At 63.6% G+C, this 16,557-nt stretch carries 15 protein-coding genes; all 15 read right to left on the bottom strand.

The features are described from left to right. Positions 1–1,185, bottom strand: a 1,185-nt coding sequence (gene trmFO / locus VFW04_03765) for a methylenetetrahydrofolate--tRNA-(uracil(54)-C(5))-methyltransferase (FADH(2)-oxidizing) TrmFO (protein HEX5178421.1), incomplete at its 3' end; no start/stop codon positions are given. Positions 1,186–1,231: 46 nt separating this feature from the next. Continuing rightward, positions 1,232–3,709: a type I DNA topoisomerase gene (topA, locus tag VFW04_03760; protein ID HEX5178420.1), complete on the bottom strand. Its 2,478-nt coding sequence runs from the start codon at positions 3,707–3,709 to the stop codon at positions 1,232–1,234. Positions 3,710–3,713: 4 nt separating this feature from the next. Beyond that, the gene (locus VFW04_03755; GenBank protein ID HEX5178419.1) at positions 3,714–3,950 is read right to left on the bottom strand and encodes a DUF494 family protein; all 237 of its coding nucleotides are present in this window, start codon (positions 3,948–3,950) and stop codon (positions 3,714–3,716) included. A gap of 141 nt (positions 3,951–4,091) precedes the next feature. Then, entirely contained in the window at positions 4,092–4,619 is a 528-nt protein-coding gene (locus tag VFW04_03750) for a shikimate kinase (protein ID HEX5178418.1), read from the bottom strand. Positions 4,620–4,656: 37 nt separating this feature from the next. Then, the gene (gene aroC / locus VFW04_03745) at positions 4,657–5,871 is read right to left on the bottom strand and encodes a chorismate synthase (GenBank protein HEX5178417.1); all 1,215 of its coding nucleotides are present in this window, start codon (positions 5,869–5,871) and stop codon (positions 4,657–4,659) included. A 158-nt stretch (positions 5,872–6,029) separates the two neighbouring features. Then, a complete protein-coding gene (locus VFW04_03740; protein HEX5178416.1) occupies positions 6,030–8,519 on the bottom strand; it encodes a hypothetical protein in 2,490 nt (829 codons plus the stop codon). A 14-nt stretch (positions 8,520–8,533) separates the two neighbouring features. Further along, positions 8,534–10,474, bottom strand: coding sequence for an AMIN domain-containing protein (locus VFW04_03735; GenBank protein HEX5178415.1), 1,941 nt, complete (start codon positions 10,472–10,474; stop codon positions 8,534–8,536). Continuing rightward, positions 10,471–11,211 (bottom strand): hypothetical protein, encoded by a 741-nt coding sequence (locus VFW04_03730; protein ID HEX5178414.1) that lies wholly within the window; start codon positions 11,209–11,211, stop codon positions 10,471–10,473. Before VFW04_03730 ends, VFW04_03735 begins: the two co-directional genes overlap by 4 nt. After that, positions 11,208–11,843, bottom strand: a complete 636-nt coding sequence (gene pilO / locus VFW04_03725; protein ID HEX5178413.1) for a type 4a pilus biogenesis protein PilO — start codon at positions 11,841–11,843, stop codon at positions 11,208–11,210. Before pilO ends, VFW04_03730 begins: the two co-directional genes overlap by 4 nt. Positions 11,844–11,846: 3 nt before the next feature. Next, on the bottom strand, positions 11,847–12,593 hold the full coding sequence (locus tag VFW04_03720) for a PilN domain-containing protein (protein ID HEX5178412.1): 747 nt from the start codon (positions 12,591–12,593) through the stop codon (positions 11,847–11,849). Between the two features lie 21 nt (positions 12,594–12,614). Then, on the bottom strand, positions 12,615–13,658 hold the full coding sequence (pilM, locus tag VFW04_03715; protein HEX5178411.1) for a type IV pilus assembly protein PilM: 1,044 nt from the start codon (positions 13,656–13,658) through the stop codon (positions 12,615–12,617). Positions 13,659–13,852: 194 nt separating this feature from the next. Next, positions 13,853–14,983 (bottom strand): polymer-forming cytoskeletal protein, encoded by a 1,131-nt coding sequence (locus VFW04_03710; protein ID HEX5178410.1) that lies wholly within the window; start codon positions 14,981–14,983, stop codon positions 13,853–13,855. After that, positions 14,983–15,864: a type II secretion system protein gene (locus tag VFW04_03705; GenBank protein ID HEX5178409.1), complete on the bottom strand. Its 882-nt coding sequence runs from the start codon at positions 15,862–15,864 to the stop codon at positions 14,983–14,985. The genes VFW04_03710 and VFW04_03705 overlap by 1 nt, the downstream gene beginning before the upstream one ends. After that, complete coding sequence (locus VFW04_03700; GenBank protein HEX5178408.1) at positions 15,855–16,217, bottom strand: hypothetical protein; 363 nt, start codon at positions 16,215–16,217, stop codon at positions 15,855–15,857. Before VFW04_03700 ends, VFW04_03705 begins: the two co-directional genes overlap by 10 nt. A gap of 118 nt (positions 16,218–16,335) precedes the next feature. Then, a partial coding sequence (locus VFW04_03695) for a hypothetical protein (protein ID HEX5178407.1) occupies positions 16,336–16,557 on the bottom strand: 222 nt, incomplete at its 5' end.

Below are 16,557 nucleotides of genomic sequence, written 5' to 3'. Positions count from 1 at the left end.
GAAGTGCTCCGGCCTCGCCTCGCGCAGATAGCGGTAGAGCGCGCCGATCATCGTGGTGGGCGGCGGCACGACGGGGTCGAGTCCTTCCGTTAGGCGGGCAAGATTCAATCCCGCGATGAGACCCGTGGCCGTGCTCTCCGTATACCCTTCCACGCCGGTAATCTGACCGGCGAACAACACGCGCGGGTCGTCGCGCAATGAGAGATGTGTCGACAACGCGGCGGGCGTATTCAGATATGAATTCCGATGAATCGATCCGAACCGCAGAAACTCGCTGTTCCCGAGCCCGGGAATCATGCGGAATACGCGCTGCTGGTCACCGGTCCGAAGACGAGTCTGAAAGCCTACGATGTTCCACATACGCGCGCCGCGGTCTTCCTGACGCAACTGGACAACCGCGTAGGGCTCACGCGACGTACGTGGATCGCGAAGCCCGACAGGTTTGAGCGGCCCGAATCGAAGCGTATCGCGTCCGCGCCGCGCCATCTCCTCGATCGGCATGCAGCCCTCGAAGTACGGCACCGCGTCGAATTCGTGTGCGCTGTACTGATCCGCCGCGAGCAGCGCGTCGATGAAGTCCGAGTACTGATGGCGATCTAGCGGGCAGTTGAGATACGCGCCGTCCGGCGCGGCATCGCGCATCGTTTCCTTGCCATACCGCGACGCGCGAAATACCACCTCGTGATCGATCGAGTCCCGATCGACTACCGGCGCGATCGCATCGTAGAACGCGAGTGCCTGGACGCCGAGCCGTGCACGAATGGATTGTGCGAGCGCGTCCGAGGTGAGTGGGCCGGTCGCGACGATGGCTGGCGTCGGAAGCTCCGTTGCTTCCCGGCGTTCAATGGATATCCGCGGATGGGCTGAGAGGCGTTCGGTAACCGCGGTCGAGAAGACGTCCCGATCGACCGCGAGCGCAGACCCGCCGGGCACGCGGGCTTGGTCCGCTGCCCATAAGATGAGTGAGCCGAGGCTCCGCATCTCGCGCTTAAGGAGCCCGTGCGCGTTGGTCTCCTCCGTGCTCTTGAACGTGTTCGAGCACACGAGCTCGGCCAAACGGTCGGTCTTGTGGGCGGGCGTGCCGACTACCGGGCGCATCTCGACGAGCGCGACATCGTGGCCGCGCTCGGCGAGTTGCCAGGCTGCTTCGGATCCGGCGAGGCCGCCGCCGACAACGGTGATCATGGCCAGAACCTAACGCTGGCCGTTGAATGTAGCGAGGTTCAGGACGCTATCCCGCGACGGCAGCGGGCTCCTGAGCCGGCGACACATCCCATTCGTTGCCGCACTTGAGGCACTTCCGAAAGTCGCCGCGAGCCTTGGTGGACTTCATTTCCGCGCCGACGAACCCGCAATCGGGACATTGCTCGAGCGTGGGCTTGTTCCACGCCACGAAATCGCAATTCGGGTGGTTCACGCATCCGTAGAACGCGCGGCCACCGCGTTTCGAGCGCAGCTGAATAATGTCGCCGCCGTCCTTCGGGCACTTGACACCAGTCGGCAGGGCGCGTGTCCCGCGGCACTTCGGAAACCGGCTGCAACCGAGAAATTCGCCGGAGCGGCCGTGGCGAATGACCATCCGGGCACCGCATTCCTGGCAAATCTCGTCGGTCATCACCGCAGGTTTCCGATCGCGGCCGAGTGGTTTGGTGTAGTCGCAGTCTGGGCGATTCTCGCAGGCCAGATACGGACCGAATATGCCGCCTTTCGGAACGAGTCGTCCGCCATCCTTTGGACAGCGTTCCTTTTCTATGGCCGACAAGTCGTGCGCGCGCGCAATGAGGTCTTCGATGTTTGCCTTGTCGAGCGACTGTGCGAACGGTCCGTAGAATTCCTCGAGGACACGACGCCATCCCATTTCGCCTTCCTCGATCTTGTCCAGCTCTCCTTCCATGTTCGACGTGAACGCGACGTTGAAGATGTCGGGGAACTGGTGGACCATGATTTTGGCGACCGTCTCGCCCAACGGCGTGGGTGTGAACCGCCGCTGTTCGAGCGTGACATAGTGGCGATCGGCGAGCACTGAAATGATCGACGCGTACGTCGACGGACGGCCGATGCCGAGTCGCTCGAGCTCTTTGACGAGACTCGCCTCGCTGAAACGCGGCGGCGGTTCGGTGAAGTGCTGGTGCGGCGTGATTTCGCGTACGGGGACGCTCTCGTTGGCCTCGAGGATTGGCAGGGCCTGCTCATCTTCGAGCGCGCGGCCTTCGCCTTCTTCGTGCGTTTCGCGGTACAGCGCGAGGAACCCGTCGAACTTGATCACGCTGCCGGTGGAGCGGAACAGGCAGCGACCCAGATCGAAGTCGACGGTGGTCGTGTCGAACACCGCCGGCGCCATCTGCGATGCCATGAATCGCTTCCACACGAGCTCGTAGAGTTTGAACTGATCGCTCGACAGGAACTTGCGAACCTGATCGGGGCGGCGCGACGGGTCAGTCGGCCTAACGGCCTCGTGTGCGTCCTGCGCGTTGGCCTGTTGCGCCTTGCCGAAGAGCTGCGGACCTGCGGCGAGATGGTCCTTTCCGAACAGCGCCGCCAGCACATCGCGCGCTTGCACCGCGGAACTCTCCGCAACGCGCGTCGAGTCGGTGCGCATGTAGGTGATGAGTCCGACCGCGCCCTCGGCACCGAGCTCGATGCCCTCGTACAAGTCCTGGGCGACGCGCATGGTTCGCTTTGAACCGAAGCCAAGTTTCTTGGCGGCTTCTTGCTGCAACGTGCTGGTCGTGAACGGTGGCGCTGAATTCTTGCGACGTTCGCGTCGGCGGACGTTCGTGACTGTGAACGTCTTTCTATTCTCGAGGTCCGCAAGAATGGCTTTCGCATCCTTTTCGCTGCCGATCTCGGGTTTTTTGCCGTCCAACTGATGAAGCTTGGCGGTGAACCGTTGCTGATCTTTTTCGAGCAGCGCTTCGATGGACCAGTATTCGACCGGTTTGAACGCACGGATCTCGCGTTCGCGCTCGACAATGAGACGGAGCGCGACGGTTTGAACTCGTCCAGCCGACAGTCCCTTCTTGACTGTCTTCCATAGAAGGGGGCTGGCTTTGTAGCCGACCAAGCGATCGAGAACTCGTCGTGCCTGTTGAGCTTCGACTTTGCGCTCATCGATCGACGTTGCGTTCTGAATCGCGTTTTGCACTGCGTCCCGGGTGATCTCATGGAACATCACTCTACGGACCGGGGCGCTGCCCTTGTGCTTGATGGTCTCCGCCACGTGCCAGGCGATTGCCTCGCCCTCGCGGTCTGGGTCAGTGGCGAGGAACACGCGCTCTGCGACTTTCGCAGCGCTCTTCAGTTCCGCGAGCGTTTTTTCTTTGCCTGGGACCGTCACGTAGGTCGGCTTGAAGCCATGCTCGACGTCGATGCCTAACCCTTTCTCAGGCAGATCGCGAACGTGGCCGACCGTGGCACGAACCCGATACGACGGTCCGAGATATTTGCCGATCGTGCGGGCTTTCGCCGGGGATTCGACGATGACCAGCGACTTGCCGGCAACGGTCGCGAGATCCAGCGGCTCCTCGGATTGCCCGCGTCGGGACGTGCGGCGTCCTGGGCTCCTCGCGCGCGATGTGCGAGATGCCGGTTCGGCGGCGGCAACGGCCCCGTTGGAACGCCGACGCGTTCCCAACGGGTTTGCGTCCGTCTCGTTCTTGTCTTGCTTCGCGCCCTTGCGGGTCTTCTTTATAGTCTTCTTCGCAGCCATGGAATCAGTGTATGGTCACGTTGTCGCCGCCGAGCCCGTCATCCATGTAGCCCGCGCCCTCCATCAGGACGCGCAAGTCGTCGAGCGCGATTCGGCCATCGATCTGGCTCAGCGCCCGTTCGATGACATGTTCGAGCTCCACAGCGTTGAGCATACCGGCGCCGTTCATCGATATGAGATGTCCCCATGCATCGGGCGTAAAGCGGCCCCGTTCATGAGGTCCGAGCACGCGAAAAGTCATGGTTCCGTCACCAAGTCGGGGACTTTTCCAGCAACTGATGCAGGAAGATCGAGGCAACGCTTTGACGTTACCGTGCCAAAATCCCGCGAGGTGAATCCTATCATTTTCGCCTGAATCGCCGATGGCCCCAGCAGCTTCGAGCTATACACGAGAGCCGCTGGATGGGTCGACGAGTCGAGCAATCTGAGCCGCAAGTGCTTCAACATCAATGTGATCGGTACTTATAACGTCGTCTGCCTGGAGGTACGCCTGCTCTCGCTGCTCAGCCAGGTGGCGCAGCACTTCGAGCGGTTGCGGCGCATCCAACAGTGGGCGCCGGCTCCGAGCAGCGCCCATCCTTAGTATTGCGACTTCGGGCGCGACCCGGAGGTAAATCATACGCGCCGGGGGACGCAATAGTGCCATCGCGCCCGGAATAGTCGCCCAACCACCTCCCGGTGCCAAAATGGCACCCTGAAACGCCGCAACTTCCCGGGTTAAGTCCAATTCCAGGCGACGAAAGTGCGCTTCGCCATGGATGCGAAAGATATCCGGCACGCTCAGACCGGTTCGTCGCTCCAGTTCCTCGTCGAAGTCGAGCAGCGGGCGGTTCAACCGGCGAGACAGCATTCGGCCGACCGAGGTTTTGCCGGCACCCGGTAGGCCGACCAGAATGACGTGGGCGGTCACGCGTCACTACGGTTGGGCCGGGCGAATCGGTCGCCGCTCACGCGGGCGCCTTTCCGCCGATGCGTGACCCGATGCTGGCGACGTAGCTCTCGTAACTGCGATGCACTTCACTCATCGAGTCGCCGCCGAATTTCTCCAGAAATGCCTGGGCAAGCACGAACGCCGCCATCCCTTCTGCTATCACACCCATCGCCGGCACAGCCGTCACATCCGAACGTTCGGCGACGGCCTGTGCGCCTTCGCCGGTGGCGACGTCGATCGTTTGCAGCGGGCGCATGAGCGTGCTGATCGGCTTCATACCGACGCGAATGACCAACGGCTCACCGTTCGTGATGCCTCCCTCCAAACCACCGGCGCGATTCGTTAGGCGGCGAACGTTGCCCGTCCGCGGCACTTCTCGAGCCGGCGCCATCTCGATTTCGTCATGCGATTCTGCGCCGGTGCGACGCGCGGCCTCGAAGCCGATACCGATCTCGACTGCCTTCACCGCGTGGATCGACATCATCGCCCCGGCTAACCGACCGTCGAGCTTCCGATCCCATGAAACGTGCGAGCCGAGTCCGACAGGCAGCCCGTCGCAGACAACTTCGCAGATGCCGCCAAGCGTATTGCCTTCGCGCTTGACTTGATCGATGCGCTCGACCATCCGAGTCGCCGCTTCGCCATCGAGCGTACGCACGGGAGATTGGTCGGCCGCGGCGTTGATATCATCTGGGAATGGATCCGGCCGACGTGCGTCGATGCCGCCCAGATGCACGACGTGGCTGGCAATGCGCACGCCGAACTCGCGCAAGAAAACGCGGCAGACTGCACCCGCGGCGACGCGCGCCGTGGTTTCGCGCGCTGAGGCGCGCTCGAGAATGTCGCGCGCATCCGACCGCTCGTACTTGAGCATACCGGATAAGTCGGCGTGCCCCGGACGCGGTCGCGTGACCGCCCGCTTCCTCGGCGATGGATCGCCGTCGCGCACGGCCGAATCCATGATTTCCTGCCAGTTCTTCCAGTCGCGATTGGCGATAAGCATCGCGATCGGCGAGCCAATGGTGGCACCCGCGCGCACACCGGAGAGCAGCTCCACCGCATCCTTCTCTATCTGCATCCGTCGGCCGCGACCGTAGCCCTGCTGCCGGCGTGCGAGATCGACGTTGATCTCTTCCGCAGAGATGGAAAGGCCAGCGGGCATGCCCTCGAGAATGCATACGAGTGCCGGCCCGTGAGATTCGCCTGCGGTGGTGAAACGAAGGAAGGGCACTGGAGTGGCGCGGATAACGGAACGTCGGCTTGGCACGTGGTACCGCGTACCGTGCAAAATCGCCGACGAAAAGGAGGCGTGGCAGCACCGAATGCTACCACGCCTCCACGTTTTCGCGCAATCAAATGGAATGAGCAGCTACACGTCCGTGCTACCTCTTAGTTCTGCGGACAGTTCGCGAGCAGCTGCGCTTGAGAAACGGTGGCGATCACGACTCCGAATTGCGTGGCACCCACAATGATGGTATTGCCCGCAGCGTCCTTCCCTGCCCTGATCGGTCCGATGATCGGGTCTCTCGTGGGTAAGATCATGCATCGACTAAAGCGATACGTATCGTAGACCTCGATCTGCGGTGAGGACGAGGCTGCGAAGCTGAGTCGTGTACCAGGCGCCGAAGAGCTTCCACCGATGCCGGTGTTATCGGGCTGGAAATCGAACCCAGCGTTTCCGCCGGACGTTTGAAGCAGGCCCTGAAGCCGGAGTGTGCGGTCGATGAGGTACGTCGAATCACCGCGGATGGCTGCCAAGCCGCCGTCGAAGTTGATGGCGGCGCTTCCGATCCTCGCGAACGAGTTGGCGATGAAGTCCGTGACTTCGACCGCGGGCGAGATTCCGTTGTCCACAGCCGGGACGGGCGCCGTGAAGGTGCCTAACGCGTTGGTGAACCTCGTTTGGAAGCCGGCGCTGTCATCGTACATCATTGCGCGGCTGCCCAACACAGCGCCCCCTTCGCCGATCACGGCCCGCCGGAAGTTGCCGGAGTTTCGGACGAAGGTGGTGTCGCGGAAGGCGAGTTGGCCGATCTGCACGACGATGGAGTAGCCGATCGTGTCCGTCGGCGCACCGAATTGGCGGAACGGCACGAGAACGGTGTCGGCGCCGACACCTTGTGCCGGATGCCGATCGATTTCCAGTGTGTCGCTCCGGCCCAGTGACTGTCCCATCGCCTGCTCGAAGAAGAAGTGCGACGTATTCTTCGTCAGGTTCTCCCAGCGAACGGTGCCCTGGTTCTGGAAAGGCAGCGACTGTCCGGCGGTCGGCGTCGTGGAGTAGAGGAGCACGACGTCACCGCACGGCGCGACACCCGAGACCGGGCCCAAGCACGTCGCGGCGAGGAACTGCGGGCGTTCACTGAAGTTGTGCTGCGTTTTGTTTTCGATGATTTGCCCTGTCGTCGACGACGTCTGCGACGTGACCGTGAAGACGTCGATCTCAGGGAGCGGATACCGGAAGACTTCCTGGTCCGCATTGCCTTGCACGTTGACGTAGCTGATGTTCGTGCCGCCGGAATTGGCAACGAGAATGGTGTCGCCCATCGTGCCATCGCGGTTCGCCGGCCAGGCGGCGAGGCCCCACGGGCGCGATCCGACGGGGATCGGCGCCTGGAACGAGGAGTCGGTGAGGTCAAAGACTTCGAGCTCGTTCTTCTCGATATTGCTGAGGTACAATCGATTCGTTGGCTTGTGGAACAACGCGTCGGCGATGACGCCGCCCAACGGAAGGTTGCGCGTCAGGCCGGCGACGACGGTGACGGTGTCGCCGCGCTGCGTAACGTTGTCGGCGAGCAGCGCGTACGCGCGCGTGCCGGTGTTGTTGCGCGCAAATCCAAAGACCTGTACCTGCTTCGGGAACGTCGTGATGTTGAGCGCCAGGTTGAACGTGTGCAACGCGGAACTCACGCTGCCCGACACCTGGAAGGAGTCCGCGGCGAAGAACGTATTCGGATCGCTCGGGAGATTTCGCACTTCGTAGCCGAGCCAGCGAATTCCGCCGCGATCGTGCGCGCTGACGTGCATCGTGTCGGTCACTTCGATACGCGGCGTGATGCCGAAGTCGACGACCGGAATCGTGTTGCCTGAGGCCGAATTGGACACAACGACGTTCACGGGCACACCGAGGACGCGCCGCTTGAGCGAATCCAGCAGGAACGGCGTGAGGGTGAGTGTTCCAGTGGACGCACCGACGAGACTAACGGAGGTGTCGACGCCGACGGAGTCCTTGAGCGGCGAGTTGAAGAGCACGGAGTCGGTGACCGGCGTGGCGAACACGCCGCTCGCGATGAAGCCGAGCGCCTTCACCAAGCTCGGGCTCTTGCCGCTCAGCGATACGGCCATCGTAAAGCCGACGACGGCGGTGTCCGTCGATTTGGGATTGGTGATGAGCGCAACCGACGGCGACTGGTTGCCCGTGCCGAGGAATACCGTGTCGGGTTTCGAAACATTGTGTGCGCCATCGATGGCCGATGCGATGACGGTCACCGTCGTGCCCGGGGGCACCGTTGACGGAACCGGCACGGTATACGGCAGCGTCACATTGGTGACCGCCGTGTTGAATGTCGTATCGAAGGCGCCGCTGATGCCGGGACCGGCAACGCTGACATGCACGTCGAGAAGACCGAGGTTGTCGGTCGCGACCACATTGAACGCGACGACGGAATCGGACGACGGCGCTGCCGCCGTGACGGTGACGACCGGTGGAACGGAGTCGGCGATGACGCCGCCACCGGGGCCATTGCCTTCGACGCACGCCGCGGCGAACACGATCGCGGCCAACGCAATCACACCGCCGGCGAGGCGGCCCGCGTGCGCCGGCGTACCGGCGCGCGCGTGGTCAGAAATGCGCGCCAGGCGCGCCAGGTTCCGCGTCATAGGTCGCTCTCGGTTCAGCGGTCGCCGCCGGGGGCGCCGATGGCGTCACCGTCGTCGACAATGTGGGGTGTGACGAGAATCAGAAGATCGGTTTTGTCTTCCTGGGTCCGGGTCTCACCGAACAGCTTGCCGATGAACGGGAGATCGACCAGGAGCGGAATGCCGGACTTGGACTGCTGCACCTGCGTTGTCGTTAGGCCACCGATGACCGCGGTTTCGCCATCACCGACCAGCAATTCGTTGTCCGCGCTCTGCTTGAGGAACGTGTAGCCGAGGTCGGACGCCGCCGGCTGGAGCTGCGACCGCTCGGCGTGCAGGGTCATGAGGATTTTGCGGTTGTTCGTGATATGCGGCGTCACCTTGAGGATGATACCGGTCTCCTTGAACGTCACCGTGGCGCGCGGCGCCGTGTTGCCCGTCCCCTGGCTGAGCGACCCCAGATCGACAATACGAATCGGGGTTTCTTCACCGTTCAGGATCTGCGCTTCCCGGTTGTCGAGCGTGACGATGCTCGGCTCGGCCTCGACGTCGGACAGACGCACTTCCTGCAGCCCGTCGAGGAACGCGGTGAGGTTAAATTTGCCTAACGCAGTGGAGAAGATCAGCGACAGCGCCGGGTCGACGACACGCTGCGTGGCGTTCGCCACCGCGGCGAGCGAGTTGCCGCCGATGTTGATCACCTGCGTGTTCGACGGGAAAGGCGTGCCGACGACGGCGTCGGGAACGCCGTCACCGTTCGAGTCGACCGGCTTGAACGTGCTCGGATCCGTGCGCTGCACCAGCTTGTTGAAGAAGGTGCCGTTGTCGCCCAGATCGTAGCTCACGCCGATGTCTTGGATGTTCGTGCGATCGACGAGAATGATCTTAGTCTTGATGGAGACCTGCGGCGTGCGGATGTCGAGGTCTTTGATGTAGCTGGCGATCTCCTCGAGACGCGACGGTACGTCGGTCACGAGCAGCCGGTTCGTGCCCGAGTCGGCGCTGACATCGCCGCGGCTCTTGCACTCGCTGGTGTTCGTGGCGCCGTTCGCTCCGGCGGCGCTCGGAGGGCAATCCTTGGACAGGAGCGACTTGACCGTCGAGACCAAGGAGCTGGCGCGTGCGTAGTTGACCGAGATGATGCGGGTTTGCAGGGGCTCGGTCGCCTGCTGCTTGGCGATGTTCTCGTAGCTGTCGACGGAGATGATGCCGTCGGCGTCTTCCTTGGCGGCGTACCCTTGCGATGCAAGGATGGCGCGTAAGGCGACATCCCAGGGCTGGTCGCGGATTTCCGCAGAGACGGTTCCGGTGACACCCTTGCCGGCGACGATCGTTCGGCCGGAGAAAACGGCGAAACCGGCGATCACGTCTTTGATATCGGAGTCCTGATAGCTGATCGTGATGCGCGGCTGCGAAGACGCGGCGGCCGCCCGGTCGTGCGACATGAGATTGACCACCGTATGCCGAGGAGAATCGGTCGATTGATCGTCCTGACGTGCTTGGGCGGCAGTGAAGGCATCGCCGCCGCCGGCCGTCGCGCGCCACGCGGTGAACGATGTCTTGGTCGCGGCGTCCGGATCGAGCACGACGTGCACTTCGTTCAAGGTGCGGTTGACGGTGTAGCTATGCTGCCCGTCGAGGTCGATCACCAGCCGGACGATGTTGTCGCGATACTGGGCCACGCGCACATTGGTGATGCCGCCGCGGGCGACGCGATCGTACATGCGGCCGGCATTGGCGAGCTTGGCGCCGCGCAGGTCGAGGACGATGCGGGGCGGACTGGCCAGGGAAAAGTCATCGATGTCGACGGATCCGTCGACGGCGACGACGACTTCAGCGCGCCCGGCTGCCGGGACGACGCTGAGAGACGTCACCTCACCGCCGCCTAACTTACCGACCGTCGCGGCGCGGGCGACGGACGCCTGCGCTGCAAGCGCGGCGAACGTCATTCCGATCAGCGCACAGACCCGCCTCATTGCGACCTCGCTCTCGTGGAATCGTTGAGCGCCAGCGTTTCTTGCCGGCTGTATCCGAATTCTTCCAGGGTGAACGTGACAGATTTGGCGTCGATGCGCGCCACGCGCATGCGGCCTAACGTCTGCCCCGTCTTGACGCGGTACTGCTCCTTCGTCGACACGTCGCGCAGAATGGCAACGGATCGACCAGCGGGATCGTAGATCACGACGACGAGTCTGAGGTCGGACACCATCGGTCTGAGCTCTCCGGACTCGATGAGCGACACGAATGGATCCCGCCGCCCGTCGGCGTTGTAGGAGAAGACTTCGCGCGTGAGCGCGATTTCGTTCTTGCCGCCGCGTTCGGAGATCGACGTGGTTCCGTCTCCGCTCGGGCCTTGTGCGCCGATGGTCACCGTGTCGCGGCCCTTTGCCGCGGCGTGGGCCGCGTGATCGGCCGCCGCGCGACCGTGCGTCGGCGCCGACGCCGCGGCAGGGGCGGCACCACCAGTCGACCGGTCGGACGGCGCCCGATTGTGCGTCGCGTCCGCGGCGCGCGTCGAGGTCGCGGCCGGCCGTTTAGGCGCCGGGCCGTCCGTGTTCTGCATCGCATCGATGTGGGCGTTGGTCGCCGCGACGACGCGGCGCGCTGCGTTCTTCGCGGCGGTGCCCGGAATCTGCTGTGCGCCTAACGACGCCGTGGCGAGGCACATGCACACCGACGCCAGCGGGGCGAGCGCGAGTTTGCTCATCGTCATGATTTCGCCCCCTTCTTCGGGGGAGGCTGATCGTCCGCGTCTTCCGCGGGATTGTGCGTCACGAACGTCTGCAGCTGGAAGCGCGCTTCGATGACCGCAGCGTTCGGGTCCGTGTGCGCGGCCTTCGCATTGGTGTTCGTGGAGAGCGTCAACTGGACATTCACCGGCAGCACGATACGCTGGAGCGATCCGACGTTCGCGAAGAACTCGGCGAGCTGGTGATATCCGCCCACCATCGCCATGCCGTAGCGGTACGTGTCGTAGTTGCTGCCTTCCTGCACCGGCTGCGGATCGACGGAAGCAAGGTCGAGCCCTGCGTGCCGTGCAGCGGTCGAGACCTGCTCGAGCAGCGCCGGCACTTCGTTTCCGGCGGGCACGAGCGTTCGAATGAGCGACAGGTTCTGTTGATACGTGGCCAGTTGGGCACGCAGCTCGCTCAAGTTGCCCTTGCTCATCTCGGACTTGGCGCGCTGGTTCATGGCGGTGAGCGCCTCGATGTGCGTTTGCTGCTTCGTGAGCGCATCCGACCGCGGCGAGTAGACCATGTACCAGTAGAGACCGATCGCGGCGATCGCGAGCACGCAGACGAGCACGAGCGATTGCTCCCGCTGTCCTTTAGGCATCCCAGGCATCGCTTACCTCACCGAGAGCGAGACAGGAACGGTCTTAATCGCAGAGGGATCGGGCGCCTGGTACGAGACGTCCAACTGGAATTCGGTGACTTCCTTTCCATCGGCGATGACAATCGATGACTTGATGAGCGTGACGTTCTGTATGAACGGCGACGCCTCGAGGAGCTTCATGAATCGCGTGAGGGCCTGAATGTCGACGGTCTGACCCACGATGTGCGCCTTGACGACCGGGACACTCGTTGTGTCGACCGGCGGCGGCCCCTTGGGCGTTGCCGCCTTCTTGCCTTTGGCCGTTGGCGGAGGCGCTTCATCCTGCTGCGCCGCCGAGCTGTTGTTGCTCTGCACAACCGACGTCAGCCAGGTTTCCGGTGGAAGCGCGCGGCTTATCTCATCCATGAGATGCGGCCAGACGTAGCGCTTGTTGTCGAACGATTTGATCAGATCGACCTGGCGGACCACCGAGTCACGCTGCGTCTCGGCCTTGCGCTTCTGCACGATGACGGCCGTGAATCGAATGGAATCCTGCTGCGCTGTCTGCAGCTGGGCATCGAGATCGGACGCGCGACTGTTCTGATGCACGTACATGAGGCCCACCATCGCCGCGGCGAAGAGGGCGGATCCGGCGGCGGCGAGCAGGTACGGATCTTTGACTCGCGAAATCGCTCCGGCAGCAACGCCGGCGAAGTTCACGCCGGCACCGCGGCTGCGCGACTTCTTCGCGCTACCCGGATTGAGATTGATTTGGATCATTACGCGGCCTTCGCGAGAAGATCAGGCGACCTGGCGCAGCGCCAGCCCGATGGGGAGCATGAGGAGCGGAGCAACATCGTCGATGACGAGCGAATCAAAAGCACCGTCACGTACTCGCAAGCGCTGCAGTGGGTTGGCTTGCTCCACCGGAATGCGCAGACGGGTCGCGAGGGCGTCCGTTAGGCCTGGAACGCGCGAGCCGCCGCCGCTCGTATAGGCGGCGCGCAGTTTGTTGGTCACGCGCGACGAGCTCGCGAGGAAGGCAGCCGCGCGCTCGATACCAGTCGCGATCTCTTCGCCGCGCGTCTCGGTGACTGCTTGGAGGTGCGGTGAGCGGTCGTACCCCTGGAGCAGGCCGTCCGCCTCTTCCGCGCTCAAGCCGCGCTCACGCTGCAGATCCTCACGGAACCGGCGCGTGCCGACGGCGATGTCGCGGGTGAGCAGCGGCACGCCGTCTTCCATGATGTTGATGTTGGTGACCTCGTGCCCGATGTTCACCAGGCAGACGACGCCGCTCATCGCTTCGGGATAATTCACCTCGAACGCGTTGTGCAGCGCGAATGCGTCCACATCGACGACGCTCGGCGCGACCTCGGCGTCCGTTAGGAGGCGGAGCTTGTTTTCGATCAGATCGCGCTTGGCGGCGACGAGGAGGACGTTCATCTCCAGGCCTTCGGCGTCCGGGTCGAGGATCTGGAAGTCGAGCTCGACCGATTCCATATCGAACGGCACGTGCTGCTCGGCTTCCCACCGGATCAACTCGCGCGCTTGCTGCTCTTTGACACGATCGATCTGGATCTTCTTGATGATCACGTCGCGGCCACCGACTGCCGTAATCACGGGGCGGCCGCTGATGCCGGCCGCGGAGAGCGCATTGCGCGCCGCCTCGGCAACGATGCCTGGATCCATCACCTCGCCTTCGACAATCGCGTCTGCGAGGAGTGGAGCGATCGCGACCTTCGTCAGCTCGGGCTCGCCTTTGCCGTGTTCAATGACGGCGACCTTCACGAGACCGGAACCGATGTCGAGGCCGATCGACGTCTTCTTGCGACTGAAGAGACCCATGGGAGATCGTGCGTTGAATGGAGTGAGCGCGCGTGATACAAGAGTGGCGATATCGACTTCGCGGTACGGGCGTGCGCACCATTGCGGATGCGGTCCGCTTGGGTACCAGTCACACGACCCGATGGGGCGGAGGTAACTTCTGAACCGCCACTGAAACACGTCGTAGCGATCGAGCGGGAAGATCGCTCGAAACGTCAGAACATCTCGGTCCAGGAGCTGGTCGTTTCTGGAAACGGACGCGCACCGGAATGCGACGCGCTCTCGACCGCGCATGCGGAGTACGTGATCGCGGACGCATCGGTGAGCGATAGACGATCGGCGACCACGATCCCCGTGAGGCGGGAGTTGGCCTCGAGCCGCGCCGCCCCCCGCACGAGCAGCACGCCCGTAAATCGTGCGCCTGCAATGAGAGTGAGATTTCCATCAACGACCAGCATCCCCTGCCCTGCTCCGCCGGAAAGCGTCAGATCGCCAGTGGCGTGGATGACCGGGAAGTAGGAGCCGCACGGCGATTCGAGTCCGAGTACGCGCAGCGGGTCGCCCAGGTTTGCGTCAGCGTTAGGATCGCAGGCGTTTTCAGCATCGACGACAGGCGCCGGAGACAGAGTGATACCGGGCGCCAGTCGGCGCCCAACGCTGGCAAGAAATGAGCGGTCCACCTGACCGAACTGCTCCAGCGTTTCTGGCCGAAGCGCGAGAACAGTATCGCGGACGACCCGAGTGGCGCGAAGGCAGCCTTCCGGCGTGCATTCACCGGTGTCGATCGGCACCTGGTCGGGGACGCTCACGGCGGCGACATCGGAGTCAGGCGTTAGGCAATCCTCCAGAAGGCCGGCGCCTCCTCCACCGATTGACGAACCGCCGTGCAGGGAGAGGCCGTTCTCGGCAACGGCAGCGGCCGCGGGCATGACGGGACGGTGAAACGACACGAGCAATGCCACGCGGCGATGCGCGGCACGCGGCGGAAGACCGGCAGTGCCATCGGCGAGGATCAGCGCACTCGACGGTGTGAGCATCCAGATCCCTGTCGTCGCAGCAGCGCTTCCAGGCAAGCGCTCGCTGAGCGAAGCGACCTGCCTAACTGGAGGCTGATTCGCCCACGCGGCGCGCCACTGTAGCGGTGCAATCGCCGTGTACGCCGCGTGTTCGGCTGCCGCGAACGCGCTCGCGCGTACGAGCGCGGCGCTCTCGATGCGTTCCTCGTGCAGCGCCGCGACGAAGGATCCGGCCGCGAGTGCACCCAGCACGGCCAGCAGTATCAAGACCAGAATGAGCGTAGCGCCGCGCCGGCTGCGCCGTGCATGCGGGTAAAGGCAATCTTGCATTAGCGGCGAGGTCGAATGGTGAATATCACTGAATCGACGAATACCCCCGGCCGGATGCCCGGGAGATGCAAACGCGCGGCACTGGCGGCCCGCATGATGACATCGATGCGTGTGACGCGACTCGGATCGGCGGTTGGCACGTCCGCGCTGTCTCGAAAGACGAAGCGCATGCCGCCAGCCGCATACGGGCCACTCACGGGCTGCACGATGGCGCATGGCGTCGCACGCGTAGCGAGACAGTCGCGAAAGCCGAGATACCAGCCGCCGTCCGCGGACTTGTACAGCTCGTACCGAGCGCGTCGAATGAAGCGCAGCGCGGCACCAGGCCCAGCGCCCTGAGGCACGGGACTCGTTAGGCGAACGGACACGGTTGAGGCGATGGCGTCCGGCGGTCTGAAATCGGCGGAACAGCCACGCCCCGACGTCGGTGCTGATGCCATGGCGTACGCATCCCAGCGCGCGGAATCAGCATCGGCGTGCGCAGTGAACACGAGGACGGTGTCACCTGCCTCGGGCGCCGAGATCCACGAGGTGAGATTGGCTGCGGACGATGAGCGAGACGGAAACACGAGCAGCGTGCGCGAGGAGTCGAGCCCGCAGAGGATCGAGAAGCCGGTCGCCATGCGAAACTCGAGGTACGTATCGCCCATGGCATAGATACCGCCTCGCGGCGGCGCCGTGGCCCGAAGGTCGTACCGCAACGCGTCGGCTCCCTCGCGAAGTGCTCGCCGCGTTTCCATGATCTGTCCGAGCGCAAATGCGAGATGTTCCTGGCGCACTGCTATCGAAATAGCCGTCGTTCCGACGATGGCGGCAACGACAAGGCCGATGAGGAGCTCGATCAGCGTGAAGCCCCGGAGCGATCCACGGGTCATCGGCATGGCGCCGCCGATTTGATGACTTCTGTGATCGGATGTGCGGAGAGTCGGTCGACAATCACGACGCTGTCGACGCTTTGCTGGATACTATCGGCGCCAATGCTCCGCCAGACGGCTGAAACGCCGAGCGCGCTGTCGGCTCCGGCGGCAGACGCGCAACCGGCGCGATGCAGCAGTTCGAACCGCGTACTAACGGAAGACGCAGCGTGGGCGCGCCGGTGGGCGCTCGTTTCGAGTCGCAGGCTGGCAACGCCCGTCGCGGCGATGCCGAGCACGCCGACGCCGAGCAGTGTGATGGCGGCGAGCGCCTCGACGATGCTGCTGCCACCGCGGTGATGGCAACGACATTTGGTCACGGCCACAGACTCCTCCAGGAGTGGACGTGCCAAAGAAAGCGCGCTCCGGCTGAATCGTATCAGCCGAAGCGCGCTGGTCGAACCGAATCTTCGCGGGGTGGACCGCTACGTGGTCAGCTCAATAGAGGTCGACCCAGGAGCGGCCAGACGCGAGCTGGGGCGACGCGATCGCCTTCATCGCATAGCTCGACGCGCAGCTCGAGTAAGTAATTACCGCGTTTCCGAGAACGGTGTTCTGCTCGAGGTCGACGTTCTGCGCTAGCACGCCGCCCGTAAAGTGTCCGCCGGTTCCAGTTGTCTTGAGGTGGCCGGTCACGATCACGATGCCGAAGAACTGGAA

The organism is Gemmatimonadaceae bacterium (assembly GCA_036273715.1).
GTDB lineage: Bacteria > Gemmatimonadota > Gemmatimonadetes > Gemmatimonadales > Gemmatimonadaceae > JADGGM01.
This window is presented reverse-complemented; position numbering and strand designations above follow the sequence as displayed.

Bases quoted from the DNA above. Each gene is read 5' to 3' on its own strand.
- topA (HEX5178420.1), bottom strand. From the start codon at position 3,709: ATGGCTGCGAAGAAGACTATAAAGAAGACCCGCAAGGGCGCGAAGCAA.
- VFW04_03755 (HEX5178419.1), bottom strand. From the start codon at position 3,950: ATGACTTTTCGCGTGCTCGGACCTCATGAACGGGGCCGCTTTACGCCC.
- VFW04_03740 (HEX5178416.1), bottom strand. From the start codon at position 8,519: ATGACGCGGAACCTGGCGCGCCTGGCGCGCATTTCTGACCACGCGCGC.
- VFW04_03735 (HEX5178415.1), bottom strand. From the start codon at position 10,474: ATGAGGCGGGTCTGTGCGCTGATCGGAATGACGTTCGCCGCGCTTGCA.
- VFW04_03730 (HEX5178414.1), bottom strand. From the start codon at position 11,211: ATGACGATGAGCAAACTCGCGCTCGCCCCGCTGGCGTCGGTGTGCATG.
- pilO (HEX5178413.1), bottom strand. From the start codon at position 11,843: ATGCCTGGGATGCCTAAAGGACAGCGGGAGCAATCGCTCGTGCTCGTC.
- VFW04_03720 (HEX5178412.1), bottom strand. From the start codon at position 12,593: ATGATCCAAATCAATCTCAATCCGGGTAGCGCGAAGAAGTCGCGCAGC.
- pilM (HEX5178411.1), bottom strand. From the start codon at position 13,658: ATGGGTCTCTTCAGTCGCAAGAAGACGTCGATCGGCCTCGACATCGGT.
- VFW04_03710 (HEX5178410.1), bottom strand. From the start codon at position 14,983: ATGCAAGATTGCCTTTACCCGCATGCACGGCGCAGCCGGCGCGGCGCT.
- VFW04_03705 (HEX5178409.1), bottom strand. From the start codon at position 15,864: ATGCCGATGACCCGTGGATCGCTCCGGGGCTTCACGCTGATCGAGCTC.